The 25,345-nt window shown below is 59.4% G+C and carries 23 protein-coding genes; 13 read left to right on the forward strand and 10 right to left on the reverse strand.

Translation table 11 applies throughout. The annotated features are described in order from the left end of the window. Positions 1–25 precede the first annotated feature (25 nt). The 4 genes from uca (at position 26) to ACNSOI_RS14860 (ending at position 6,577) form a co-directional block, all read left to right on the forward strand. Positions 26–3,658, forward strand: a complete 3,633-nt coding sequence (uca, locus tag ACNSOI_RS14845; RefSeq protein ID WP_420194406.1) for an urea carboxylase — start codon at positions 26–28, stop codon at positions 3,656–3,658. A gap of 488 nt (positions 3,659–4,146) precedes the next feature. Then, a complete protein-coding gene (locus ACNSOI_RS14850) occupies positions 4,147–4,842 on the forward strand; it encodes a GntR family transcriptional regulator (RefSeq protein WP_420194407.1) in 696 nt (231 codons plus the stop codon). Positions 4,843–5,250: 408 nt separating this feature from the next. After that, a complete protein-coding gene (locus tag ACNSOI_RS14855) occupies positions 5,251–5,523 on the forward strand; it encodes a ComEA family DNA-binding protein (RefSeq protein WP_061332622.1) in 273 nt (90 codons plus the stop codon). Between the two features lie 109 nt (positions 5,524–5,632). Continuing rightward, positions 5,633–6,577 carry a DMT family transporter gene (locus ACNSOI_RS14860; RefSeq protein WP_420194408.1) on the forward strand — a complete coding sequence of 315 codons (945 nt, stop codon included), beginning with the start codon at positions 5,633–5,635 and terminating at the stop codon, positions 6,575–6,577. 24 nt (positions 6,578–6,601) lie between these two features. Here ACNSOI_RS14860 and gloA read toward each other — a convergent pair whose 3' ends face one another. Both gloA and ACNSOI_RS14870 read right to left on the reverse strand, forming a co-directional pair. Beyond that, positions 6,602–7,144 carry a lactoylglutathione lyase gene (gene gloA, locus ACNSOI_RS14865; RefSeq protein ID WP_420194409.1) on the reverse strand — a complete coding sequence of 181 codons (543 nt, stop codon included), beginning with the start codon at positions 7,142–7,144 and terminating at the stop codon, positions 6,602–6,604. Positions 7,145–7,344: 200 nt separating this feature from the next. Then, on the reverse strand, positions 7,345–8,484 hold the full coding sequence (locus tag ACNSOI_RS14870; RefSeq protein WP_374815987.1) for an alkane 1-monooxygenase: 1,140 nt from the start codon (positions 8,482–8,484) through the stop codon (positions 7,345–7,347). Between the two features lie 257 nt (positions 8,485–8,741). On the opposite strand from ACNSOI_RS14870, the gene ACNSOI_RS14875 reads away from it, so the two are divergent. The 3 genes from ACNSOI_RS14875 to ACNSOI_RS14885 all read left to right on the forward strand — a co-directional run bounded on the left by ACNSOI_RS14875 (position 8,742) and on the right by ACNSOI_RS14885 (position 11,666). Then, positions 8,742–9,398: a GntR family transcriptional regulator gene (locus ACNSOI_RS14875; protein ID WP_072676502.1), complete on the forward strand. Its 657-nt coding sequence runs from the start codon at positions 8,742–8,744 to the stop codon at positions 9,396–9,398. A gap of 196 nt (positions 9,399–9,594) precedes the next feature. Continuing rightward, positions 9,595–10,611, forward strand: a complete 1,017-nt coding sequence (locus ACNSOI_RS14880; protein ID WP_228263741.1) for a DUF6160 family protein — start codon at positions 9,595–9,597, stop codon at positions 10,609–10,611. 107 nt (positions 10,612–10,718) lie between these two features. Next, complete coding sequence (locus ACNSOI_RS14885) at positions 10,719–11,666, forward strand: YbgA family protein (RefSeq protein ID WP_420194410.1); 948 nt, start codon at positions 10,719–10,721, stop codon at positions 11,664–11,666. 73 nt (positions 11,667–11,739) lie between these two features. Here ACNSOI_RS14885 and ACNSOI_RS14890 read toward each other — a convergent pair whose 3' ends face one another. From ACNSOI_RS14890 to ACNSOI_RS14900, 3 genes are all read right to left on the reverse strand, one after another. Further along, entirely contained in the window at positions 11,740–12,471 is a 732-nt protein-coding gene (locus tag ACNSOI_RS14890) for a DUF481 domain-containing protein (RefSeq protein ID WP_286251406.1), read from the reverse strand. Between the two features lie 25 nt (positions 12,472–12,496). Then, a complete protein-coding gene (locus tag ACNSOI_RS14895) occupies positions 12,497–13,516 on the reverse strand; it encodes a rhodanese-related sulfurtransferase (RefSeq protein WP_420194411.1) in 1,020 nt (339 codons plus the stop codon). A gap of 292 nt (positions 13,517–13,808) precedes the next feature. Further along, positions 13,809–14,540: a DsbA family protein gene (locus tag ACNSOI_RS14900; protein ID WP_286251408.1), complete on the reverse strand. Its 732-nt coding sequence runs from the start codon at positions 14,538–14,540 to the stop codon at positions 13,809–13,811. Positions 14,541–14,655: 115 nt separating this feature from the next. Here ACNSOI_RS14900 and ACNSOI_RS14905 point away from each other — a divergent pair, with 115 nt between their 5' ends. After that, positions 14,656–15,618 (forward strand): NAD(P)H-dependent flavin oxidoreductase, encoded by a 963-nt coding sequence (locus ACNSOI_RS14905; RefSeq protein WP_420194412.1) that lies wholly within the window; start codon positions 14,656–14,658, stop codon positions 15,616–15,618. On the opposite strand, the gene ACNSOI_RS14910 is transcribed toward ACNSOI_RS14905, so the two are convergent. After that, positions 15,604–16,200 (reverse strand): ACP phosphodiesterase, encoded by a 597-nt coding sequence (locus ACNSOI_RS14910; RefSeq protein ID WP_420194413.1) that lies wholly within the window; start codon positions 16,198–16,200, stop codon positions 15,604–15,606. The two genes, ACNSOI_RS14905 and ACNSOI_RS14910, sit on opposite strands and share 15 nt — an antisense overlap. A gap of 110 nt (positions 16,201–16,310) precedes the next feature. On the opposite strand from ACNSOI_RS14910, the gene ACNSOI_RS14915 reads away from it, so the two are divergent. Beyond that, positions 16,311–16,487, forward strand: a complete 177-nt coding sequence (locus ACNSOI_RS14915) for a DUF6435 family protein (RefSeq protein ID WP_286251411.1) — start codon at positions 16,311–16,313, stop codon at positions 16,485–16,487. Between the two features lie 29 nt (positions 16,488–16,516). Here ACNSOI_RS14915 and ACNSOI_RS14920 read toward each other — a convergent pair whose 3' ends face one another. After that, entirely contained in the window at positions 16,517–16,873 is a 357-nt protein-coding gene (locus ACNSOI_RS14920; protein ID WP_420194414.1) for a chaperone modulator CbpM, read from the reverse strand. Between the two features lie 11 nt (positions 16,874–16,884). Next, on the reverse strand, positions 16,885–17,856 hold the full coding sequence (locus ACNSOI_RS14925; RefSeq protein ID WP_420194415.1) for a DnaJ C-terminal domain-containing protein: 972 nt from the start codon (positions 17,854–17,856) through the stop codon (positions 16,885–16,887). 223 nt (positions 17,857–18,079) lie between these two features. Between ACNSOI_RS14925 and ACNSOI_RS14930 the strand changes: the two genes are divergently transcribed. From ACNSOI_RS14930 to ACNSOI_RS14945, 4 genes are read left to right on the forward strand one after another with little or no spacing between them, the layout of a single operon-like run. Beyond that, positions 18,080–18,760, forward strand: a complete 681-nt coding sequence (locus tag ACNSOI_RS14930) for a DUF3348 family protein (protein WP_420194416.1) — start codon at positions 18,080–18,082, stop codon at positions 18,758–18,760. Then, on the forward strand, positions 18,757–20,556 hold the full coding sequence (locus ACNSOI_RS14935; RefSeq protein ID WP_420194417.1) for a DUF802 domain-containing protein: 1,800 nt from the start codon (positions 18,757–18,759) through the stop codon (positions 20,554–20,556). Before ACNSOI_RS14930 ends, ACNSOI_RS14935 begins: the two co-directional genes overlap by 4 nt. Continuing rightward, positions 20,556–21,212: an OmpA family protein gene (locus ACNSOI_RS14940; protein WP_286251420.1), complete on the forward strand. Its 657-nt coding sequence runs from the start codon at positions 20,556–20,558 to the stop codon at positions 21,210–21,212. Before ACNSOI_RS14935 ends, ACNSOI_RS14940 begins: the two co-directional genes overlap by 1 nt. Beyond that, a complete protein-coding gene (locus tag ACNSOI_RS14945; RefSeq protein WP_420194418.1) occupies positions 21,209–21,832 on the forward strand; it encodes a DUF2894 domain-containing protein in 624 nt (207 codons plus the stop codon). The genes ACNSOI_RS14940 and ACNSOI_RS14945 overlap by 4 nt, the downstream gene beginning before the upstream one ends. Positions 21,833–21,868: 36 nt before the next feature. Here ACNSOI_RS14945 and ACNSOI_RS14950 read toward each other — a convergent pair whose 3' ends face one another. Both ACNSOI_RS14950 and ACNSOI_RS14955 read right to left on the reverse strand, forming a co-directional pair. Then, entirely contained in the window at positions 21,869–22,822 is a 954-nt protein-coding gene (locus tag ACNSOI_RS14950) for a transglutaminase family protein (protein ID WP_106694788.1), read from the reverse strand. A gap of 10 nt (positions 22,823–22,832) precedes the next feature. After that, positions 22,833–25,337 (reverse strand): circularly permuted type 2 ATP-grasp protein, encoded by a 2,505-nt coding sequence (locus ACNSOI_RS14955; RefSeq protein ID WP_420194419.1) that lies wholly within the window; start codon positions 25,335–25,337, stop codon positions 22,833–22,835. Between the last annotated feature and the right edge of the window lie 8 nt (positions 25,338–25,345).

Consider the following 25,345-nt stretch of genomic DNA (forward strand, 5'->3'; position numbering starts at 1 on the left):
CCACCTACTCCGGAGACCAAACAACATGTTCAAGAAAGTCCTGATCGCCAACCGAGGCGAAATCGCCGTTCGCACCATCCGCACCCTCAAAGCCATGGGCATCGGCAGCGTTGCCGTTCACTCCCATGAAGACCGCCACAGTCTGCACGTCACCACCGCCGACGAAGCCGTGGCATTGGTGGGCAAAGGCGCCAGCGAAACCTACCTGGACAAGGCCCAGATTCTGGCAGCGGCCAAGCAAACCGGCGCGGAAGCCATCATTCCCGGTTACGGCTTTTTGTCCGAGAACGCCGACTTCGCCGAAACCTGCGAGGCTGAAGGCATTGTGTTCATCGGCCCGACTCCGGAACAGATGCGCGAATTCGGCCTGAAACACCGGGCCCGGGAACTGGCGGAAGCCGCCGGCGTGCCCCTGGCCCCGGGCAGCGGCCTGCTGGAAACCCTGGACGAAGCCCTGCAAACCGCCGAGCGCCTGGGCTATCCGGTAATGCTGAAAAGCACCGCCGGCGGTGGCGGCATCGGCCTGACCCGCTGCAACAGCGACAGCGAACTGCGGGATGCCTTCGAAACCGTGCGCCGCCAGGGCCAGAGCTTCTTTAACGACAGCGGTGTGTTCCTGGAGCGCTTCATTGCCCGAGCCCGCCATGTGGAAGTGCAGATGTTCGGTGACGGCCAGGGCAATGTGGTGGCCTTGGGCGAACGGGACTGCTCCCTGCAGCGTCGCAACCAGAAGGTGGTGGAGGAAACCCCGGCGCCGAACCTGCCGGCCGCTACTCGCCAGGCCATGCTGGATGCTGCCGTCTCCCTCGGGCAGTCGGTGAATTACCGCTCTGCCGGTACCGTGGAATACATTTACGACGCCGACCGGGACGAATTCTATTTCCTGGAAGTAAACACCCGCTTACAGGTAGAGCACCCGGTGACCGAGTCTGTCACCGGCCTGGACCTGATCGAATGGATGCTGAAAATCGCCGCCGGCGAAAGCCCGGACCTGGCCAGCTTCCAGCCGGAACTGAACGGCGCGTCCATGGAAGTGCGCATTTACGCAGAAGATCCGCTGAAAGACTTCCAGCCCTCCCCCGGTGAACTGACCGATGTGTACTGGCCGGAACACGGCGTGCGGGTGGATACCTGGGTGGAGAATGGCAGTGAGGTATCCGCCCACTACGACCCGATGATCGCCAAGCTGATTGTGCACGGCACCAACCGGGCCGACGCACTGGCCAAACTGCGCCAGGCGCTTGCGGAAACCCGGCTGATGGGCATCGCCACCAACCTGGATTACCTGCGCCAGGTGGTGGCCCAGCAAAGTTTTGAGGATGGTATTGTCTCCACCCGCGCGTTGGAGAGCTTTGAGTTCAAGCCCTCGGTGGCGGAGGTGCTGAAACCCGGCACCTACACCACGGTGCAGGATTACCCTGGCCGTGTGGGTTACTGGAACATCGGCGTACCGCCCAGTGGCCCGATGGACGACTACGCCTTCCGCATTGCCAACCGGATTGTCGGCAACCACAACGACGCCGCCGGCCTGGAGTCCACACTGATCGGCCCCAGCCTGAAATTCCACAAGGATTCCGTAGTAGCGCTGACCGGTGCCCTTACAGACGCGACCCTCGACGGCAAAGCGGTGGAATTCTGGAAACCCATTACCGTCAAAGCCGGCCAGGTGCTGGCCGTGGGCAAGGCTATCAAAGGTTGCCGTACCTATCTGGCGGTACGCGGCGGTTTTGATGTGCCGGTGTACCTGGGCAGCCGCTCTACCTTCGCCCTGGGCCAGTTTGGCGGCCACGGCGGCCGTCCGTTGCGCCCCGGCGACATGCTCGGCATCAGCCAGCTGGAACTGCCAGCCTGCACCACCCCGGGGCCAACCCACGACCCTGCCCCGGCAGACCCGGACCTGATTCCGGATTACCCCAACCACTGGGAAATCGGCGTGCTCTATGGCCCCCACGGCGCCCCGGATTTCTTCTCGGAAAAGTCCATCGAGAAGTTCTTCGAGCAGGATTGGGAAGTACACTACAACTCCAACCGCCTGGGCATCCGCCTGAATGGCCCGAAACCGGAATTCACCCGTGAAGACGGCGGCGAGGCGGGCCTGCACCCGTCCAACATCCACGACACCGAATACGCCATCGGCTCCATCAACTTTACCGGCGACATGCCCGTTATCCTCACCAAAGACGGCCCCAGCCTGGGCGGCTTTGTGTGCCCGGTGACCATCGCCAAAGCCGAGTTGTGGAAAGTCGGCCAGGTAAAGCCCGGCGACACCATCCGCTTTGTGGCCATTGATAACGACACCGCGGTGCAACTGGCCGAACGCCAGGAACTGGCCATCAAGAGCCTGATGGCCCCGCCGGCGGTCACCCTGGTGGCGCCTGACCTGGCACCATTGAATGGTTTGTCTGCCACCATCCTGGCGCACCTGGACGAAACCGACGGCCGCCCGGAAGTGACCTACCGCCAGGCCGGTGACCAGTACATCCTGCTGGAATACGGCGCCAACGTGCTGGACTTGGGTGCACGCATGCGCATCCACGCCCTGATGGAGGCAATCGCCGATGTACAACCCAACGGCCTGCTGGAACTGTCCCCGGGTGTGCGCTCCCTGCAGCTGAGGTACGACGCCCGCCTGCAGTCCCAGGAAGCGCTGATGACCTACCTGCTGGACCTGGAAGCCACCCTGCCGCCCACAGACGAACTGAAAGTCCGCAGCCGGGTCATCCACCTGCCCATGGCGTTCGAAGACAGCGCCACCCTGGAAGCCGTGGAGAAATACCGCCAGTCGGTCCGCGACACCGCGCCCTGGCTACCCAACAACGTCGACTTCATGCAACGCATCAACGGCCTGCCCAGCCGGGACGACGTAAAAGACGTGCTCTTCTCCGCCCGCTACCTGGTACTGGGCCTGGGCGACGTCTACCTCGGCGCCCCCTGCGCCGTGCCCCTGGACCCACGCCACCGCTTGCTGACATCCAAATACAACCCGGCCAGAACCTACACCGCCGAAGGCACCGTAGGCATCGGCGGCATCTACATGTGCATCTACGGCATGGACTCCCCCGGCGGCTACCAGCTGGTGGGGCGAACCCTGCCGATCTGGAACAAGTACCTGAAAAACAAACAATTCGCCGAAGACGCCCCCTGGCTGTTACGGTTCTTTGACCAGGTGTGCTACTACCCGGTCACCGAAGACGAGCTGACGGAAATGCGAGATCAGTTCCGCGCCGGCAAGCTGGAGATCAAGATCGAAGAAGAAACCTTCGATCTGAAATCCCACCAGGCCTTCCTGGACGCCAACGAGAGTTCTATTGCCGAGTTCCGCAAACTGCAGCAGGCGGCCTATGCTAAAGAGGTTGCGTTGTGGAAGGAGAGCGAAGCCGAAGAACTCGACCGCCTGGCCAAGGCCCCGCCAAAACCGGATACCTCTGACTTGGAGCGGTTTGGGGAGTTGGTGAGCGCGGAGATTGCCGGCAACATCTGGAAGTGCCTGGTGAAGCCGGGGGATACGGTGGCGGAGGGTGATCCGTTGGTGATCGTAGAGGCTATGAAGATGGAGTTCGAGGTAAATGCGACTTTGTCTGGCACCATCAGTGCTATGCATGTGGAGCCTGGGAAGTCTGTTACTCCCGGGGAGCCTCTGCTAAGCATTGAGGTTTAGATGGATGTTGGTTTCTGGCTTGGGAGATCGGCGCTTTTGGTGCTGGCCTGCTGTTTGGGTGATAGCGCCGCTGTGCGGGAACCCCTCCACAGACACGCCGTGAACCCATCCATGGGGGCTTGAGCGCAGCATCCATGCTGCGCACAGTCTGTGGAGGGGTTCCCGCACATCGGCTTGTCTGGCTCCAATGATTGCGGCATAAAAAACCGATTACGATTGCCTGAAACTCGATGTGGAATAACTTGGCAACTCCACTTTCTCGGTAGACGCCTCTAACAGGCTTGGGGAGTCGGGACGGATGTTGGGGTGGGCCTTTCAAAAGTGTGCGCAGCAGGGATGCTGCGCTCAAGCCCCCATGGATGGGTTCACGGCGTCTTTTGAAAGGCCCACCCCAACAGCCGGCCCAGCGCCAAACTCCAAAACAAGAGGACACCCCCAAAAGAGGGCAAACTCCGAAAATGAAAACGACCGCCAAAAGAAAGGCCTCCATGGCAGACCGGGTTTACGAAGCCCTGAAGGACGATATTTTTGAGTTCCGCCTGATTCCCGGGGACAAGTTCAGCGAGGGCGACGTGGGTGCCCGCCTGAATGCCAGCCGGACACCGGTGCGCGAGGCCCTGTACCGGTTGCAGCGGGAAGGCTACGTCGACGTCCTGTTTCGCAGCGGCTGGCAGGTTAAGCCCTTTGACTTTCAGCAGGTGGAAGAACTCTACGACTTGCGGATTACCCTCGAACGGGCCGCCATGCACAAAATATGCGCCCTGCCCGAGGAGCCACAAACCCTGCGCACCCTGATTGCCATCTGGAACCCCGACCACCCCTCCGAACGTGCCGTGGGCAGCACCGTGCGGGCACTGGACGAGAGCTTTCATTGCGACCTGGTGGCCGCGGCCGGCAATCGGGAGATGACCCGTATTCACCGGGAGATTACCGACCGCCTGCGGATTATCCGGCGGCTGGATTTCACCCGGGATGACCGGGTGGATGCCACCTATATAGAACACGCCCAGATTCTGGAAGCACTTCGCACCGGCCATGCCACCGATGCCGCCGACCGGCTGACCCGGCACATCCGTTCCAGCCAGAAAGCGGTGCGGGAAATCACCATGGAGAAGATAAAAGAGGCCGCCGACGCGCATCGCGGCGGGCAAGAAATTGCCCAGAAAAGCCCCGTGAAACAATGAACTTAGGTTCACCGGCAGGCTCACAGCGCTGTAGGAAATATCGCACACACCGACAGGCAGATGTCCGATTCTTAATGAACCGGCCAGGCGTAGAATGAGCATTGTCAGGGATGACAAGCCAGCACGGACGTTGGCTCAGGGATGGAAACTCCACGGAACCGGAGTTGCCCGATGGAACAGGGCTTACAGGGACGAACGCAAGGACGAAGTGCTCAGGATGATGCGCGCCTGATGGATCAGGCAGGGGTCAGCCACGGAATTTGGGGACTACACGGACTGTGGTCCCGTTCCGTGCACTTACACAGCCTACCGTTTTACCGTTTCTCTCATCGCTCCAGCCCATTACCCACACCCACGGTTTGTTACTCCTGACGTCTCATAACAACGTCTTTAAAAAGGAGTTCTCCGATGAAACACACAGGCATTCTGGCTACCCTCGTTCTGCTGTTCTCTCTGGCCACAGGCTTCGCCCACGCTGAACAGCCGGCTACCATTAACATCAACCAGGCGGACGTTGCCACGCTGGCCACCCTGAATGGCATTGGCGAAAGCAAGGCCGAGGCCATTGTGGCTTACCGCTCTGAAAACGGTCCGTTCCAGTCTGTGGAAGACCTGGCCAATGTGAAAGGCATCGGTGCTCGCACCGTTGAGCGCAATGCCGACAGGCTGTCTGCCGAGTAAGCGTTAAAGCCCTCCGGGCAGCCCTGGCTGCCCGTTCTTTCCCCTATAGCGCCAACTGCCAGCCACTGTTACCCTTTTTGGTTTTACATTCATTGCGTTGGCCACTTTCATGATTCATGGCGCTTTACTCATCGCGTTCGCGGCCCTGCTGTGGGGCACCACCGGCATTGTTGCCAAATTCCTGTTTACCGGCACCGAGCTGACCGGCCTTACGCTTGCGCTGTTGCGCCTGGTGGTTGCGTTGCCGTTTTTCTACCTGTTGATGCGGCGGGAACAGCAGCAGCTGGAATTACAGCATCCCGGCCAGAAGGTCGCCGGTAGCTCACTGCATGGGCTCAGCGCCAAGGCCCTATTGCCATTAGCCGCAATGGGGTTGTTCCAGGCGTTTTATCAGGGTAGTTATCTGGTGGCGGTCGATCTAACCGGTGCCGGCATCGCCACGCTGATCGCCCTGTGCCTGCCGCCAGTTCTGGTGGCCATTCTGGCGGCACCCATGTTAGGCGAAAAACCGGGCCCGCTGACACTGGCGGCGGCCTTTGCGGCCATCCTCGGCACCGGCATGCTGGTGGCCAGTGATATGGACACCGCAGGCACCTTGCGGCTTGCGGGTATTCTGATGGCGTTGCTGGCAGCCGCCGTATACACCGGCTTTACCCTCACCAGTCGCTACAATTCCGCCGGCACGCCGGTGTTTACCACCGCCTTTATCTGTTTTCTGACCGCCGCCATTCTGCTATTGCCGATAGTGGCGCTTACCGGTGGCTTTGCCGGGCTCGCCAGCCTTGGGCTGTCGCACTGGTTGATGGTGCTGTACATCGGCGTGGTGCCAACCTGTATTGGCTACCTGTGTTTCTTCGCGGGGATGAAGACTACGCCTGCCACGCTTTCCAGCATTATCGTCACGCTGGAACCGTTGTTTGTGGCACTTCTGGCCTGGCTGATTCTGGGGGAGGTGCTAGGGCCCATCGGCATTACCGGGGCTCTGATACTGACCATTGCGGTTATTGTGGCTTCCCGTTACGGCAACGCTCCCGGCAACAGTCGCTCAGACTGACGCCGGGGCTTTGCCAAGCCAGCCTTACTTGCGCTGTTTCTCCAGCATGTCCGGCTGCAGGATTTCAATCCAATAGCCGTCCGGGTCTTTGATAAAGGCCAGGCCTTTCATCTTGCCGTCGTCCGGCTTTTTCACGAACTCCACGCCAAGCTTTTCGAAACGTTCGCAGGCCGCGTACACATCTGGTACGGCCACACCAATGTGACCAAAGCCCTGGGGCTGGTCATTACCGTTGTGGTAGGCAAAGTCTGCGTCATCTTCTGTGCCCCAGTTGTGGGTCAGCTCCAGCATCGCTTCCCGGCCAAAGGTGAAGGTGGTGCGGTGGGCGTCGTCGTGTGGCACAAAGTTCGCCTGTTTATCATCCAGGTAGCCCAGGAAATACAGGGTGAACTTCATTTCCGGGAAGTCCAGTTTGCGCACCAGGCGCATGCCCATCACGCGGGTGTAGAAGTCCATGGAGCGCTCCGGCACTTTAATGCGCATCATGGTCTGGTTGAATACGTAACCTTCGGTCTCGGGAATCGGGGCGTCGTAAAGCCCCGGCGCCTGTTCGAAATGCTTGGGCATGTCGAGTGTCCTTATCGGATTGAGGGTTCAACCCATATACTTGTGTGCCCCCTTCCCGGATTTCAAGGGTAAAAAAAGACCCCGTGAACCAGAGACGCATTCACGGGGCTTTAAGGCCGGGTGTTACCCCGGCATTCTCCAGAGACACTCTGAAGGCGGTATCGCCCCGGCCGAGCCGGCCGGAGCTAATGAGAGGACCGTCAGGAAGTAAGCTGGTGTTCTTCGCCCTGGTAATAGGCTTCTACCCGAGGGTTCATCACCTTGCGCCAGAGGGGCGGGATGCAGGCCAGCACCACCATGGTGGCGTAACCGGCTGGCAACTGCGGCGCGATGTCGTGATGGCGCAGCACCTGGTAACGGCGCTTGGCGAAGGCATGGTGATCACTGTGGCGCTGCAGTTGGAACAGGAACACGTTGGTCAGGAAGTAATTGCTGTTCCAGCTGTGCTCGGGCGTGGTTCGCTCGTAGCGGCCGTTGTCCAGCTTGCGGCGATGCAGGCCGTAGTGTTCCAGATAGTTCACGATCTCCAGCAGGGTAAAGGCAATAAAGCTCTGGCCCAGGAAGAAGGCGGCGCCGAGCCAGCCGAACGCAACCGTGAAGGCCACCAGAGCCAGCAGGCTGATGCCGTACCACCAGATCAGCTCGTTGCGCCAGCTCACCGGTGCCTGCCCCTTGCGCTTCAGGCGCTCGGCTTCCAGTTTCCAGGCGTTCATGAAGTTACGCACGTAGGCCTGGGGCAGGAAGTTGTACAGGGACTGGTTGTAGCGAGAGGATGAAGCATCCTCCGGCGTGGACACGTGCACGTGATGGCCCCGCAGATGCTCCACCTTGAAGCCGGCATAGCACACCAGCGACAACAGAAAGCCGCCCGCCCAGGGTTCCAGCTTGCCATCTTTGTGAATCAACTCATGGGCAACGTTGATGCCCAAGCCACCCACAATACCGATGGACACCACCCAACCAACGGCGCCGGCTACACTGAACACGCCGGAGGCCAGGGTGATCATGCTCCAGACCAGCAAGGCTGCGTAGGCAGCCACCCAGCCCAGCGTGATGACTTTGTAAAATTTTTCCTGATTCAGCCGGGGCACGTCTTCCTGCTCATCCGGGTTCAGGGCGTCTTTGCCGAGCATCATGTCCAGCAACGGAATGATGCCGAACACCACCACCGGTACACCCCAGGCAAACAGATTGATCAGGCCGGTGCTTTCCCCGGCCGCCAGCAGCAACGGAGGCAGCACCAGGGGAATCATGGCAATCAGGTAGCTGTATTTTTTCAGGGTAATCAGAACCCTACGGCGGCCAGCCTCGGTGTTCCAGGTAATCAGACGTGAGCTCATGGTAGCCCCCTTTTGTTGTAGAACGTTGTGTCGGGATGGAAATAATGGCCTTACCTTTTCTGAATTATTGTCCTACAATATATCAGTCGTCAAGCATTGTTCTGGTTATTTTTTGACAATTGTCACGAAACACCCGCCCAGCGCGGGCCTGAATCCATCCATCGAGAGGCTGTGATAAACTCATGCGCGTTCAACCATCTGCCGGCGTACTGCCCTCTTTGGCCAGCCGGATTGTTCAACCTGTTCAGAGAGCCCTTATGGATTTTCAGGTGCCCAACACCCTGGCGGAGCAGATAGCCAACTACCTGGCGGAACGCATCATGACCGGGCAGATCCGCCCCGGTGAACGTATTCAGGAAGCCACCCTGGCGAACGAACTCAAGGTCAGCCGGGCGTCAGTGAAAGAGGCGTTGTATACACTCGAACGCTGGCACCTGGTGGAAATCACCCCGCGCAAAGGCGCCTCTGCCACCAAACTGAACGCCGATTACGCTTCAGAGCTGTATGACGTGTACATGCACCTGCTGATGATGCTGGCCGCCCGTCTGTGTGAGCGTTGGCAGGAATCGGACAAGCCGATGATGCTGGACGCGGTGGCCCAGGTGGTGGACCAGGTAAAGCAACCAGCCGCCGACATTACCGCGGTGGTGGAGGCCAGTTTCGGGGTGATGGAGGCCTGCTGTAAGGTGGTGGACAACCCGTACCTGACGGAAGCCCTTTCCAACTTCAAACCCGCGGTCAGCCGCGCGTACTATCTCAGCGCAGAGCGGTATCGCCAGGGGCTGGCGCAAACCAGTCAGTTTTTCTCGGAACTTCCCCAGGCAGTCCTGGCCAGGGACGCCGACAAGGCCCAGGCGCTGATTCGCGGCTTTGCCGAACATCAGAAACAGCTGATTCGACAGGCCCTGAGCTGAGGCACTGCTTGTCTGCTGTTCAGGGTGTGATCGGTCTCACAGATCCTTCCAGGGCACCGGCATAAAGTAACAGTGTGTAACCATTAACCACCGCAGCCTTGGTCCTGCTGTCCCTGCGGCCCGTCAGAGTGCCCGTAGCCAAGCCTTCAGGCCTCTGAATAACAACAAGAATGTCTGAACGGAATCCGGGGCCATCATGTCTTTTCACAGGGTTTTTCGTCATCCATCACGCCTGGCAGGTGCCTGCCTGTCTGCTACTTTCCTGTCGCTTCCGGCACTGGCGGATTTCCGCCCGCTGGATGATGCCTCCATGGCCGCCGTTACCGGCCAGGCTGGCGTGTCCATCGAGCTGGAAACCAAACTGAGCATCGACCGGCTGACCTGGACCGATGAAGGCTCGCTCAGTGTTAACGGCCTGCGGCTGTCCGGCCACAACGACACGGTACTCGACAACCTGAAGCTGACCATCGACATCGCCGGTGAAGGCGAGGTGCTGGAACACGGCTTTTCCGAGATTGCCCGGCGCGCCAACGCGGGCCTGTTGGATACCAGCAATCCGGATGTAGCCGATGCTCTGGCGAAGTATTCCGTGGCCGGCAGCTTTGGCAAGCAGTTCAATAGCGGTGATTTGGTGATTCACCTGGGCGCCACCGACTACGGCGACCCGACCAGCCTGGACGACTACCTGAAAGCGATGGATTTTGAGCTGGCCATCGACAGCATCACCACCTCCGGCACGGATGGCAGCACCAACCTGTTCTCCGACATCAATCTGCAGGGCTACATCGGCCCTACCGATCTGGTGATTCGTAACGGCGGCAACTCTACCCGCACCCTGGCCAATGGCAATACCGTCTCAGGCTCCGAACTGCAGCTCGACACGCATTTTGAGGTGACCGACGGCAGCCTGAACTGGGACGCCGCAGACGTCATCCTTATTTTCAACTTCGCCGCTGTGGGCATTGAAGGCTTGCAAATACACAACCGCAGGGGTAACGATACCCTCGGTCATTTCGGCATGGCCCACGCCACCGCCAAATTGTCTCGCGGAACCGGTGCCACTTCTGGCAAGGAAGGCCTGTCGATCCATGAGGTGGAATTCCGGGCCGATATAGATATGCCGGTGTTCAAGGTGGGTGGCACCAGCATTGGCTCGGTGCAGTTCACGGATTTTGTCATCAGTGATACCACCATGATGGTGTACGGCCACTGACGGCTCCGCAATTACCCGGATGAACACTCTGCCCAGACTTGATCGGGCTATACTCACAGCACGTATAGTGGTGTAGTACCTGATCATCCAACGGCTGGAGAGTTTTAGTGACCGGTATTCCTGTTGGTATTAGCACTTGCCTGCTCGGCAAGGAAGTCCGCCACGACGGTGGCCACAAGCATTCCCGATACTGCACCCAGGTGCTGGCCAAGCATTTTGAGTTCCGCTCTATTTGCCCGGAACTGGAAGCCGGCCTGGGTGTTCCCCGCCCGGCCATTCACCTGCGCGAGCACGAAGACGGCCTGCACCTGGTGGAAAGCAAGGGCACCAAAGACCACACCGAAGGCATGCAGAACTTCATTGCCGAGGTGATGCCCTCGCTGGCGAACCTGCGTGGTTACATCCTGATGGCCAAATCCCCCAGTTGCGGCATGGAGCGCATCAAGATTCACAACGCGGAAGGTAATTTCATGCACCGGGATGGCCGTGGCATGTTTGCCGAGGCGCTGATGAAGGCCTACCCGTTGATGCCGGTGGAGGAAGAAGGCCGCCTGCACGATGACATGTTGCGGGAGAACTTCATTGAGCGCGTGTTCTCCTACGACGACTGGATGCAGAACGTGGCCGGCGACAAGCTGACCAAGCAATCCTTGCTGGGGTTCCATCAGCGCCACAAGTTCACGTTGCTGGCCCACTCTGAAAAAATCTACCGGCAGCTTGGCCCGATGCTGGCCGACCTGAAAGCCGAGCCGCTGGCGCAGATTGCGGATCGCTACATTCACGGCTTTATGGAAGCCATGACCCAGCGCGTAAGCCGGGGTTCTCACGTGAATGCCATGCAGCATCTGCTGGGCTACCTGAAAGACGGGATGGCAGCGGAAGAGAAAGCGGTGCTGCTGGAGCAGATTGAAGCTTACCGGCGCGGCGAGATTCCGCTGGTGGTGCCGATGACACTACTGCGACTGGCACAGCGTAATGAGCCGGTGGATTATCTGCACACCCAGAAGTACCTCACACCCTACCCGGATGAGTTGGGACTTCGGAACAACGTCTGAGGTTCTGGATAACGAAAAAGGGGCAGATGATTTTACCATCTGCCCCTTTTTCGTTGGCTCCGGGAATCCGGAATCAGAAACCGTACAGCAGCGAGAGCGAGGTCTCGGTGTCGGTTTTGTCTGAGCCAACGGGCGCATCAGACACGTGCTTTACCCGGAAAGCCGCTTTCATGGAGAGGCTACCGACAATGTTGCTCTGCAGCGAGGTCTCGGACTGGCTGATGGTGTTGTTCTCATCCAGGCCAATCTCGGTGCTCAGCTTCTGGCGAAACAGGGCAGTTTCAGACAACGCGTAATCGAACTGGCCAGCCAGGCGGGCGATGGCCTCTTCTTCCACATCCCGGCCATCGGGGTTTTCCTGCCGCAGCTTGTTGTAGCGATAACCACCTCCCACTGAGAGGTCCAGGAAGGAACGATCCCCTGCCTGCCAAACACGGTTTCCATAACCGGTAGTGAGGGTGGATTCGAAGTCATAACCGGAGAACCGGTCGTCTTCATAGGAGCCACGCACAAACCAGTATTGTTTGTCGTCGAATTTGTAATCAGCTTCCAGGGCCGCCTTGTACTCTTCAGCGGTGGTCTGATCTTCCGTCTCTGTGTAACGGGAGCTGAACTCACCGGTGTTGCGCCAGGTTTGGGTCTCATGCTGCAATCCCAGGCGACCGTTCACTTTGGTTTCTTCGGTGTTGCCGGAGGTTACCAGCACACCGAGTTCTGCCTCGCCTGTCCAGTTGCCACTGTCCTGGGCCTGGGCCAGCGGGGCCAGTGCCATACATGCGACTGCCAGTGGTTTTCTGATACCCATGTTATCTCCTTGGTTGGGTTAGTTTTCAGTTGTTAACAACCTTACGAACTTTCTCCCCCTCCAGACTTTTGCGGGCCTGTTCTTCCCTTTCGGCCTTCTTGCGGGCCTTCCGCTCAGCAATAACGCGGGCGGCTTCACCACCCACGTGCGCTTCCCCGCGTTCCCGGGCCAGTTGCATCTGGCGCTCACGTTCCTTGAACCGGGCTTTTTGTTCTTCTGTCAGTGATTCAATGCACTGATGGCAGCTCACGCCCTGTTCGTATTCCGGGCGTTGTTTGTCTTCTTCGGTGATTGGCCGGCGGCAGGCGTGGCACTGGTCGTAATCGCCGCGTTCGAGGCTGTGGTTGACGGTTACCCGGTCGTCAAACACGAAGCACTCGCCCTGCCAAAGGCTCTGTTCCTGGGGCACCTCTTCCAGGTATTTCAGGATGCCGCCTTTGAGGTGGTATACCTCATCGAACCCCTGTTCTTTCAGGTACGCCGTGGATTTTTCACAGCGGATGCCGCCTGTGCAGAACATGGCGACTTTCTTGTGTTTGCTGGGGTCCAGGTTCTGTTTCACATACTCTGGAAATTCCCGGAAGGTGTCAGTGGCCGGATTGACGGCGTTTTTGAAGGTGCCAATCTCAACTTCGTACTGGTTGCGGGTGTCTACCAGCAGTACTTCGGGGTCTGAGATGAGGTCGTTCCAGGCTTTGGGGTCGACGTAGGTGCCAACCACCCGTTTGGGGTCGATGCCTTCGACGCCCATGGTGACGATTTCTTTTTTGAGTTTGACCTTGGTGCGCTTGAAGGGCTGGATGTCTACGAAGGATTCTTTGTAGTCCACGCCGTCGAAGCGCTCGTCGCTGGCGATCCAGTCTTTGATGGCGTCGATGCCCTGGCGGCTGCCGGCGATGGTGCCGTTGATGCCTTCCCGTGCCAGCAGCAGGGTGCCGTGGACGTCTTTTTCCAGCATGAGGTTCAGCAGGGGTTGGCGTAGGTCTTTGTAATCATTCAATACTGCGAACTTGTAGAGTGCGCAGACGACTATTTCGTTGCTCATGGTTTCTCCTGCGGGCCGGATCGTAAATCCGGAGCATGGTTTGATGTTTGTTACGGGGGTGGCCGTTAGGGGGCAAAGTTTAACCAACTGGGGTTTCGGTGCAAGTTGGGGAAGCCCTTATCTTGGCACCCTGGAGCCCGCCGTTGGCCGGGGAAGGCCTCCCAAAAGACGCTGTGTATACATCCCTGTACGCTCCGCTCCGCCATCCATGGCTCCGCAGGCTTTTGGGAGGCCTTCCCCGGCCAACGGCTAGCTACTCAATTTGCCGTCAAGATGAGTCGGCTACAAGTGATTAGTTATCCGCTTTATTCAATTCACGTTCAACGACCGCCGACAACTGACCCCAGCCTGGTCTTGTTAACTGGATGTTGTCTACCATCACTGTTGGGGTGCTCATTACGCGCATCTGGGTGGCCACTTGCAGGCTTTGTTCTACCGCTTCTTTGTGAAGTTCGGTGGTCAGGCAGCGGCGGAAGCGGCGTTCTTCGAGGCCGAGGCCGTTGGCGTAGCGGGTGAAGGTGGCTACCGGGTCGTTGGAGCCGCTCCATTCGCTTTGTGCGTCGTAGAGTTTGTCGTGCATCTGCCAGTATTGGCCCTGGTCTCCGGCGCAGCGGGCGGCCTGGGCGGCGGGGACGGCGTTTTGGTGTTGGCGTAGGGGCAGGTCGAAGTAGACGAAGCGGACTTTGCCGGTGTCTACGTATTCCTGTTTCAGGCGTTTGCTGGCTGAGGCGAAGCTGGCGCAGGCGGGGCATTGGTAGTCGGCGAATTCTCGGACCACAACCGGGGCGTCTGCCGGGCCCACGGAGATGCCGTATTGGTCGAGGAAGGCCGGGAATTCTGATGCGTTGGGGGCGGCTACCGGTAGTGCCTCGGAGGTTGGTTTGGGTGGTTGGGTCAGGAAGTAGACGGCCACTGCGACAACGGCGATAACGGCAACAGAGATGCCGATGATGGCCGGTTTTTTGTTTCGGTGCTTACGCGGTGCGGGGGCGCCGGTTTGTTTGCGTCTTTTTGCTTCACCCATGGTGGGCTCCTTTTGTTTTGTCCTGTCACCCGTTGGAACGATTGTCCACTGCTCGTCGGGCAGGCTAAGATCCCCTATATCCTGAGAAAGTTCCAATAAAAATCAAGGACCAATCATGCCAATGCCCGTTCAGCTCAAAGATTCTCTGTCATTACCCCTGATTGCTGCACCGATGTTTCTGATTTCTTCGCCCCGGCTGGCGCTGGCCTGCTGTAAGGCGGGCGTGGTGGGAAGTTTCCCGGCGCTGAACCAGCGCAGTAGTGAGGGGTTTGAGGAATGGCTGGTTCAGATGAACACAGAGCTGGCGCAATGGAAACAGGCCCATCCGGACTCAGTTACTGCGCCCTATGCGGTCAATCTGGTGGTGCATCGCACCAATCCTCGCTGGCAGGCGGATCTGGAGCTTTGTGTGAAGCACAAAGTGCCGATGGTGATTACGTCACTGGGCGCGGCCAGCCAGGTGGTGGAGGCGGTGCACAGTTATGGTGGGCTGGTGTTCCATGATGTGACCAATCAGAAGCATGCGCGCAAGGCGGCGGAAGCCGGGGTGGATGGCATTATTGCCGTGAGTGCCGGGGCCGGTGGCCATGCCGGTACGGTGAATCCCTTTGTGCTGGTGCATGAGATTCGTGAGGTGTTCGACGGCACGATTCTGTTGGCGGGCGGGCTGTCTCATGGTGAGGACCTGCTCGCGGCGCAGGCGCTGGGGGCGGATCTGGCCTATATGGGTACCCGGTTTATCAATACCGAGGAATCCGAAGCCGAGGATGCCTACCGGAACATGATTCTTGAGGCGGTCTCTGCCGACATTATTCACACCCCGGCGGTTTCCGGGGTTCCCGCCAGTTTCATGCGCCAGAGCCTGGAGGCGGCCGGTTTTGATATGGCAAAGCTGAACCAGGCCGGTGATGTGAATTACGGCGAGAAGCTCAAGCCCATGGACGACGAGGCCAAGGCCTGGAAAACGGTCTGGTCTGCCGGCCAGGGGGTTAGCCTGATTCATGACGTTCCAAGCGTTCAGGCGCTGGTGGACCGGCTGAAAGAGGAATACCAGCAGGCACGTTCACGATTGGGCTGACAGGCTGGCGGCTTCCGCTTCGGCGAAGTTAAGCAGTTCCGGAAAGAACTGGAGAAACCGGGCTTCGAGCTGTTCGTCGTTAGCCCGGATCTCTTCGATGATGCCGGCGAACTGATTGGCAAAGCGGATTCTGCTGGCCACGCGATCAAGGGCATAGCCGATGTTTTCAAAGTCTTCGTAGGCGCCGAACCAGTCATGCTGAACCATCCGGCGGGTCACTTTGACCATGGTTGGCGGCATGACATCTTCGTGACTTGTCAGCTCCCGATACACGCCCCGCACAAACCGGTGAGGATCAACGTCACTGAACCTCTGCCAGTGCCGCAGCAGGTAGTGATCATAGAGGATATCCAGCGCCACACCGGCAAAGCGTCGGCGCTGGCTGGAGAACAGCTGCTTGCTGGCCCGCACGTCCGGATGCTGGTCAGTAAAGGCATCCACCGCCCGATGGTGGCGCACGCCCAGCAACACCGGCTCCGGCAACTCCGCCAGCCTAATACCTCTGCAGAAGTCACCAAGGATGCTGCCCACACGGGCCTCCGGGGAGTCCGGGGCGAGGAAGGTGTGGGCCAGGTGGTTCATTCTGAATGTCTACCATTTTGATCATTGAGCATGTTGCGGTCAGTCCACGGTGAACTCTGCGGGGCCTGTTCCGTATACCTTTGCATAAACACAGCAACCGAGCGACCAGTATGTTGGGATTTTTGAAAGGCGATCCAAAGAAGAAACTGCAGAAAGCGTATGAGGACAAACTGGCCAAGGCGCTGCACGCCCAACGCAACGGCGATTTGCGCAGCCACGGCACCTTGATGGAAGAAGCGGAAAAACTGTACGCGGAAATCCAGAGCCTTGAGCAGGGCAAGCGCTGACAGGTTGAACCGGACAGCGCTCGCCCGAATTACGACTTCCCTGAGTCTCCCAGCAACTGCCTGATCTGTTGATTGAGGCGCGCCACTTCCCGGCGCATGTCGTTGACCTCATCGATCAGATCAAGGGAAACCGCCAGGCCGGGCAGGTTGAGTTTTAGGTCTCGTTGCAACCTTAAGGCTTTCTGCAAACGGGCCAGGGCCTCCATATCAAACTGCCACTCGCGAGCCTCGGCAATGTCCTCTACCGGGCTTATGATGCCGTAGTTGACCAGTTTGATGACAAACTCAGCGTGGCAGTCTCCCCGTTCACATACTTCACGCAGGGTGAAGGTATTACCGTTTTCGTCGGCCACTTCTACGGTCAGGATCTGGTCTTTGCGTGTCATACCCACCCCGCTCACACGTGCAACTTGCTGCGTGGATTAAAGTTCTTCTCTAGCTCCGCCAGCTTTTCATAAAGCGATTCAGCATCAGCCGAGTGCTGCTCTGGCATGGCGACATGCAACACCACAATCTGGTCACCCGGATGCTTGCCCGGGAAACCTTTGCCTTTGAGCCGGAGCTTTCGGCCACTGGTGGAACCCTTTGGCACTTTCACGTTCACCTTGCCACCAATGGTTGGCACGGTAATGGTCGCACCCAACGCGGCTTCCCAGGGGGCCACTGGTACGGTGATCACCACATCAGTGCCTTCCACGGTAAAGTGCGGATGCGGCGCCAGTTCCACCTCGATAAACAGATCCCCATTGTCGCCGCCGCCCATACCCGGCGCGCCCTGCCCTTTCAGGCGGATATGCTGACCCTCGCGCATGCCAGCCGGTATCTTGACGTTAAGGGTCTTCCTGCGTGCGATGAGCCGGCCGTGGTCATCCGGCTCATGTACCGTAAACGACACCTGCTTTTCACAGCCATGGAAGGCTTCCTCCAGAAACAGCGCCAGGCGGGCATGCACATCTTCACCACGCATGGAACGGGCCTGGCGGAAACCACCGCTGTACCCTGCGCCAGAAAACCCGCCAGCACGGCCACCGCCAAAGATCTCTTCAAAAAAGTCACTGAACTGCCGGGCGTCGGCCTCGGTATAGCCGCCACCACCAAAGCCGGATGAGCTCTGCCAACCTGGAGGCGGCTGGAACGAGCCGTCGGCACGGGCGCCGTACTTGCGCAGTTGATCGTACTCGGCGCGTTTTTCGGGGTCTTTCAGAACTTCGTAGGCTTCCCCGACTTCCTTGAATTTGTCGCTGGCGTCCTCTTCCTTGCTGACATCCGGGTGATACTTTCGCGCCAGCTTGCGATAGGCCTTTTTGATGTCCTCGGGTGAGGCAGACTCACTCACCCCCAGGGCGGCGTAATAGTCTTTGAAGTCCATGGAACTCCTCACGTCTGATCAAAGGTAATGCTCTGATACTTAATAGTTGACGCTGGCGCGGAAAATACAAGAGGGCAACTTTAAAGTAGTCCGACTGATGACAAGTGATCATATCTACACTCAGTTTCTATCCCGTCAGTCATTATGTTTCGTGTTCCATACTGAGTAGAATAGCCCTTTTTCAGAACTGCAAGATTTGATCACGGAGTGAGACACCGAACGGATGCCATACCAGCCTCAGGCACAAACAGGCCACCCATCCAAACTGCTCGCACAGCTGGGCGCACCTGCTGCCTCTGACGCCCTGCCCTGTTTTGCAGAGCGCCTGAGCCGGCTGTTTGGCCTGGGCGATACCATGACCCTGGACGCCGCCACGGCCTACCGCGCCGGGCAGCCGGGCCAGGTGCAAGGTGCAGTGGTCGATAAGCTGACCGACGAGCTGGCCACCACCCGCCGGGCACTGGTCCGCCGCGTTCACACCTGGGCCGATGAACTTGAATTTGAAGGCGAGCCGGAATGTGAGCCGGTGTTAAATGCCTGGCTGGCATTACAGCGCAAGATCGCGGCCAATAGCCGCCAGTTCAGGGATAAAGTACGCAAATCCATGAAAGATCAGGGCCAAAACCTGGCCCGCTTGGCTGAGCTGGACGCGGTGTTCGATCACACCATGGCCGGCTACACCGGCCAGTGTTTTTCCACGGTATTCCAGGTGCTGGAACAACGATTCCGGGCCTTACAAACATCCGATGAACAACTCCAAACATCAGGCCAGGCATCCCACGACTGGTTCCACCGTTACTGCGAGGAAGCGCAGGCCTTGTTACTCGCTGAACTGGACGTTCGGCTGGAACCGGTGCTGGGTTTGCTTGAAGCCTGCCACAATGAGGTTAATAACACCCCATGAGTAAACTGTTCTTTACCCTGGCGTTCGCCATCGGCCTTGCTGTCGTGAGCTGGATTGGCGCAGGCTTTATTGGTTCTGACCTGCTGGCCCTGGCGTTCACCGGTCTGATTGGCGCGGTGTATTGCCTGGGTTTTGGCGAGCTGGTGAACTTTCGCCGGCAAACCCGGCAGTTGGCCGGGCAAGTCGGCCAACTGCCGGAAAGCCAGGACCAGGTTTCCCGTTGGTTGAATACCTTGCCCCAGCCGCTTCAATACCCGGCTCAACGTCGCATCGAAGGCCACGCCGCTGCCCTGCCCGGGCCGCAGATCACCCCCTACCTGACTGGCCTGCTGGTGATGTTGGGCCTGCTGGGCACCTTTGCCGGCATGATCGTGACCCTGGGCGGTGCCGCCTCGGCCCTGGATAACAGCACCGAACTCAGCGCCATCCGCAGTGCGCTGGCCGCCCCCATCGCGGGGCTGAGTCTGGCATTTGGCACATCCATTGCCGGTGTGGCCGCCTCCGCCATGCTGGGATTGGCGTCGACACTGAGCCGCCGGGACCGGGCACAGGCATCCCGCACGCTGGATACTGCCCTGCGGGAGAAACTGCACCACCTGTCTGCCGACCATCAACGCCAGCAGGCGTTCCAGGCTCTGGAAACCCAGGCACAAGCCCTGCCGCAGATGGCGTCGGCCATGGAACGTATGACCACGCGCATGGAACAGCTGGGTCAGCAACTGGAACAGTCCCTGACCCGCAACCAGCAGGAATTCCACAGTACCGTTGGCAGCCACTACCAGACCCTGGCCGATTCCGTCGCCCAATCCCTGAAAACGGCGCTGGATGACAGCGCAAAGCAGGCAGCAGAGCGGGTTGAGCCTATTGTCATCAGTGCCATGGAGCAACTTCAGAGCAATGCCCGGTCCCTGCAAAAGAACTGGGCGGATGATGCCCGCCAGCAACTGGCTGAACTGACCACCGGTTTTCAAAAAACCACCAGTGAGGCTGGCGATCGCTGGCAGCAAAATCTGGCGGAATACCAGCAACATTTCAGTCGTAACACCGCAGAGCTGGTGACAAACCAGAAAGCCGGGCTTGAGCAACTGGTCACCACCATTGGCCAACAGCTCTCCGCACTCAGGGAGCAGGAGTCCGGTCGCGCTGATGCCTCTGTGGCACGCATGGAGAGCCTTGAAGCGACGGTGACCAAACACCTGTCAGAGCTGGGCACCGCGCTGGAGGCCCCCATGACCCGCCTGATTGAAACCGCCTCCGAAACCCCGAAGGCAGCCGCCGAAGTGATCCGCCAGCTCCAGTCGGAAATCGCCCGCAACAGCGAGCGGGAAAACGAGCTGCTGGAAGAACGCCAGCGATTGGTACAACAACTGGACAGCCTGCTGGAAAACCAGCGCAGCACCGCCGACAGCCAGCGAGATGCGGTGGCGTCGCTGATCAGTGGCGCCGGCGACACGCTGATCGGCATCAGCGAGCGATTCAACACGCTGATTCAGGAACAAAGCCAGCAGTTGGGCAAATTGGGCGACGACATTACCGGCAGCAGCCAGGAAGTGGGCGCCCTGAGCGATGCGTTCGCTCAGGCCATTGAGCTGTTCAGCCAGTCCAACCAGCAGGTTGTCGCCAGCCTGGCGGATATCCAGAAAGCGCTGGATAACGCCGGCACCCGCCACGATGAGCAACTGGCCTATTACGTGGCCCAGGCACGGGAAGTGATCGACCTGAGCGTCAGCACCCAGAAAGATGTGATTGATGCCGCCGCAGCACTGCGCCGGGCCGAACCCAGCGAGGCTGGCTGATGGAACAGCTGGAAGGCGGCGAACAGCAATCGGCACCGGTCTGGGCCATTTTCTCAGACCTGATGGCGGCGCTGGTGGGTATTCTGGCGCTGATCCTGGTGTGGGTAATCGGCATTCAACTGGAACTCAGCCAATCCTTGGCCCAGGAAATCGAGAAGCGGGAAGCGGAAGAGCAACGTCGAATCGCCCTGGAACAGGCCCTGGAAGACCCGCTCACCAAGGGCCTGGTCACCTTTCGGGATGGCCGCATCGGCATCAGCGGCAACGTACTGTTTGAGCTGAACTCGGACCAACTGCAGACCGAAGGTGAGGAGATTCTGGAATCGCTGATTCGGCCCCTGCAAACCTACCTGGAGCAGCACGATGAACTTCTGATGGTGAGCGGCTTCACCGACGACCTGCCCATGCATCCTGGCAACCGTTACCAGGATAACTGGGGCTTGTCGGCCCAGCGGGCGCTCACCGTCACCCGTTCGTTGACGGAACTGGGCCTGCCCAACGACCGCGTCTTCGCCGCCGCCTTCGGCCCGCACCACCCGGCCGTGCCCAACACGGATGCCGAATCAAGAGCCCAGAACCGCCGGGTGGAAATCAGTACCGTGCCCCGGGCACCTTCGGCGGCCACGGAACCCGAAACCGGGGCAGGCAACGGATGATGAACCAAGCCTCCAGCCTTTCATTGCTAGAGAACCTGAAGCAACAAGGCGCAGACCGGTTCGATCCGGTTCGCTTTCGTTATCTGGAGTCCTTCGAACAGCGCCTGCGCGCGAACGGACTCCAGCAGGGCGGTCACTGGCGGAAGCTAGAGCAGGCCATTTCCGATTATCAAGCCAGGTTAGAGGGTGCCGAACAGCCCAAGCCGGCACCCGCTGCCCCTGAGCCATCCCCCATTTCATCCCTGCTGGACAGGCTGAATCAAATCACAGAGACACCGGCCGAAGCCCCGAGATCAACGTTGGAACAAAGGGTGTTTGGAGAGACTTCAGAGCTGGAGCAAACGCGCACGGCATCAAGCTCCAACAGCCCACAACCGCTCAAGGCGATGATCAGAGCAAGAGCGGATCAGGGCACTCAGGCCCTTCAGGAGCGCATCCGCCATGCGATTGAGAGCACCCCGAAAGAGGCGGGGCCGATGAACGCACACCGGCTGGTTAGCCGCGCTCTAAAAGAAATGCAGAAGTTGTCGCCGGAGTATCTGGATCGGTTTGCCCGTTATACCGATACGTTGCTGGCGTTGGAGCGACTGGCCAAAAGAGGGTTGGAGAAGAACCTCTGACGTAACGAGCCTCACGCCGGAACAAGGCCTCCCCGCTCAGGGGGAGATTTCTTCCAGGTAGGTTTCGCCATCCGAGTATAGCGACGCAAATTCCTCTTCCGGGACAACGGTCACGGCAATCTCCGGCTCATGATCACCACCGCCCAGCAGCACGCCGCGCATCGGTGTGGTATCGGAGAAGTCCCGGCCCCAACCGAGGGTGATGTGTTCCAGATCCGGCCGCAAAGCATTAGTTGGGTCCAGCTCCAGCCAGCCGAAATCCGGCACGAATACGGCCACCCAGGCATGAGTGGCATCCGCGCCAACCAGCCGCTCCTTGCCCTCCGGCGGATGCGTCAGGATATAACCGCTCATGTAACGGGCGGCCAGGCCAATCGAGCGCAGACAGGCAATCATGATGTGGGAGAAATCCTGGCAGACCCCGCGACGGGCCTTGAACGCCTGTTCCACCGGGGTGAAGGTTTCCGTCGCCGTCGCATCAAACTTGAAGTCGCGATGAATCATCCGCATCAGGGCATCCGCCGCCTCCACCAGAGGTCGTCCCGGTAGGAAGGCCTCTCGGGCATAGGCAGCGTATTGCGAATCTATCGGCACATTGGTGGAGACAAACCGGAAGGCGGTGGCCTGCAGGTGGTCCGGCGGGAACTTTCTATCTGCCCGGTATCGCAGGTTGTCACGCGCGATCTCCCACGGCATTTTTGCAGCGGATGCCGAGGGTTGGGGCCGGTCGCGCAGCTCCACCCAGAATTCGCTGATGATCTCCAGGTACTCATGATCGGCGTTGAAATGAATCTTGGTAATCCGGTTGCCAAAGCAATCAAGGAAAGAACGCCTTGCCGACGGCTCTGGAGAGATCGCCAGATGATGCTCAAGGTTCTTTTGCCAAGGCAGAGCCCGCGGCGTAAGCCTCAGCAAATGGTGGGACTCCCCCACCAGCTGATCGTACTGGTACAGGGTCTCATGACGCACATGGTAACGGACAAATGTCATGACGAACGCCTCAATCCGGTTTCACACGCTGGTCGGAATACCGGGTGTGAATGAAATACTGCCGCTGGATCTCATCCGATACACGATAGGCCTCAGACCGGATGTCACACAATAGCTCTGCCAGGCTATCGCAAGCTTTGTCCGGGCGCTTGCGCTCGAAAGGATGTAAATCCAACGCCTGAAGCCGCTGCAGCGATTCGTTCAGATCTGGAGGAAACAGTTGCCCGGTTTTCCGCCCCATCTCCGGCAGATCCTTCTGCAACTGGCGAAGCTGGAACATGATGGAATGGGGGTTACTCCCGTCGATCACGAGGGTATGAAGCACGCCCAGGAGCTCCGGTGTCCGTCGATACCGGGTCCGATAGGTCACTTCCGAGTTAGCCACTTCCAGCAGCCATTCGAGCATTGCGTTGCGGCTGAACCGGTCGCTGAACAACGGCACGCAGATGAGCGTACAGAGGTTGGCCAGCCGCTCCAGGCGCCGGCCAATCACCAGGAACACCCAGCTGCAATCGCGGGTGATGTCGTCCATGGCAAAGCCGGCCAGGGAGATGCAGTCCAGCAACACCAGATTCAACGCCCGGATCGACTGGTCCGGGGTGGTTGGCGCTGGGCTCAATGGCTTGCCTACCCGATTGAGCGTGTGCCAGTTGTCCGAAGACAGCCTGTCCCGCACCTGGCTGGCGTTGAACAACAGTGCCTGATGAATAGACGCAATGGAGCCCGGAGACTTGGCATCACTGACCGCTCTGAGCAACAGGTCGGGCAGCGGCTCCGGCACCGCGTCCTCCTCGGGTTCCGGCAGCGTCCCGAACTGCTCGGCCGCCTGCTGCAGCCCGAGCAGTGCTTCCTCACTGGCCTGGTCGTGGCCCGACAGCCTGTTGAACGCCGCCCGCAATAACCGGGCGGTACCCTCTGCCCGCTCCGAATGGCGGCCCATCCAGAACAGGTTTTCACCAACCCGCGAGGGCGTGTCCCGCTCGCCGTCCAGCAGGTCAGACACCTGCAACCGTTTTTTGATCAGTGATTTGGAGGGCCCCGTGAAGCGTGCTTCCACCCAGGTATCCTTAGACAGCCCCCCCCTTTGCATGGAGATGACTTCCACACCCTCGTCCATGGCCACCCGGGTCAGCCCACCAGGCATGACCCGCCAGCCGGAGGGCGTGGCGGCGGCAAATAACCTGAGACCAATAGAGCGGGTGGCGAGCGGCTGGTCCTGGTCGCCCTTCCAGACCGGCGCCTGTGAAAGGTGGACCAGCTCCTGCCCCACAAAGGCATGGGGATGGGCATGCATCTTCTTGATCAGTGCATCCCGCTCCGCGCCCTTCACCTGATAGCCGAACACCGGCTCCATTCGCATACTTGCAAAAGCGGGCTTGATCACCAGTTCGTCCAGGTGTTCGATCACATAATCCAGGGCAGGTTTCTCACCACACCACCAAGACGCCACCGATGGCATCTCCAACGACGCACCCAGCAGTTTCTTCGAGATCTCCGGCAGGAAACCAAACAGCGCGGCACTTTCCAACACACCGGAGCCCAACGCATTCGCCATCAACACCTTGCCTGCCCGCACCGCTCCCAGCAGCCCTGGAATACCGAGCACCGAATCGGCGCGAAGCTCCAGTGGGTCACAGAAGCCATCGTCCAGCCGGCGGTAAATGGCATGCACCCGCCGCAGACCCTGAAGGGTCTTGAGGTACACCGTGTCATCACGCACGGTCAGGTCCTGGCCTTCAACCAGGGGCAAGCCCAGGTAACGGGCCAGAAACACATGCTCGAAATAGGTTTCGTTGAAACGGCCAGGGGTCAACAGGACGCATAGCGGCGTCTCGGTTCCGGCTGGCGACATACCCACCAGGCTGTTCTGGAAACCCTGGAAGAATTCCGAAAGGTTGGTCACCGGTAGGTTGTGGAAGGGCGCCGGGAAAGCGCGGGAAATCACCAGGCGGTTCTGCAGGGCGTAGCCCGCACCCGAGGGCGCCTGGGTTCGGTCCGCCATCACCCACCAACCGCCGTCCGGCGCCCGGGCCAGATCCACGGCGTATAAATGCAGGAAACGACCTCCGGCGGGTTGAATGCCCTGACAGGGCCACTGGAAACCGGCCTGACCATAGACCAGGGCCGGCGGCAAGAGGCCTTCCTTCAGCAGCGATTGCTCGCCGTAAAGGTCGGCCAGAACGCTGTCCAGGAGCTCCGCACGCTGGGCCACAGCTTTCGACAGCCATTGCCACTCATCGGCGCCCAGGACCAGTGGCAGCAGATCCACTTCCCAGGGCCTGGTATCGCCACGGGGATCTTCGTAGACGTTATAGGTTACGCCATCTTCGGCAATGGCATTGGAAACCGCCTGAGCCCGGATGTTGAGACTGTCGACTGACTCCAGGTTCAGCTGCTGTAACAATGGCCGCCAATGAGCCTGCGGCCCGGAACCCATGGAACCAAGTTCATCAAACCGATCCGGTACCGGATGGTACTGGCGGAGGATGTCCGTTACTGCGCGCTGTTTCGCCACCTTGAATT

The organism is Marinobacter sp. GH_1, from assembly GCF_048595985.1.
Lineage (GTDB): Bacteria > Pseudomonadota > Gammaproteobacteria > Pseudomonadales > Oleiphilaceae > Marinobacter > Marinobacter shengliensis.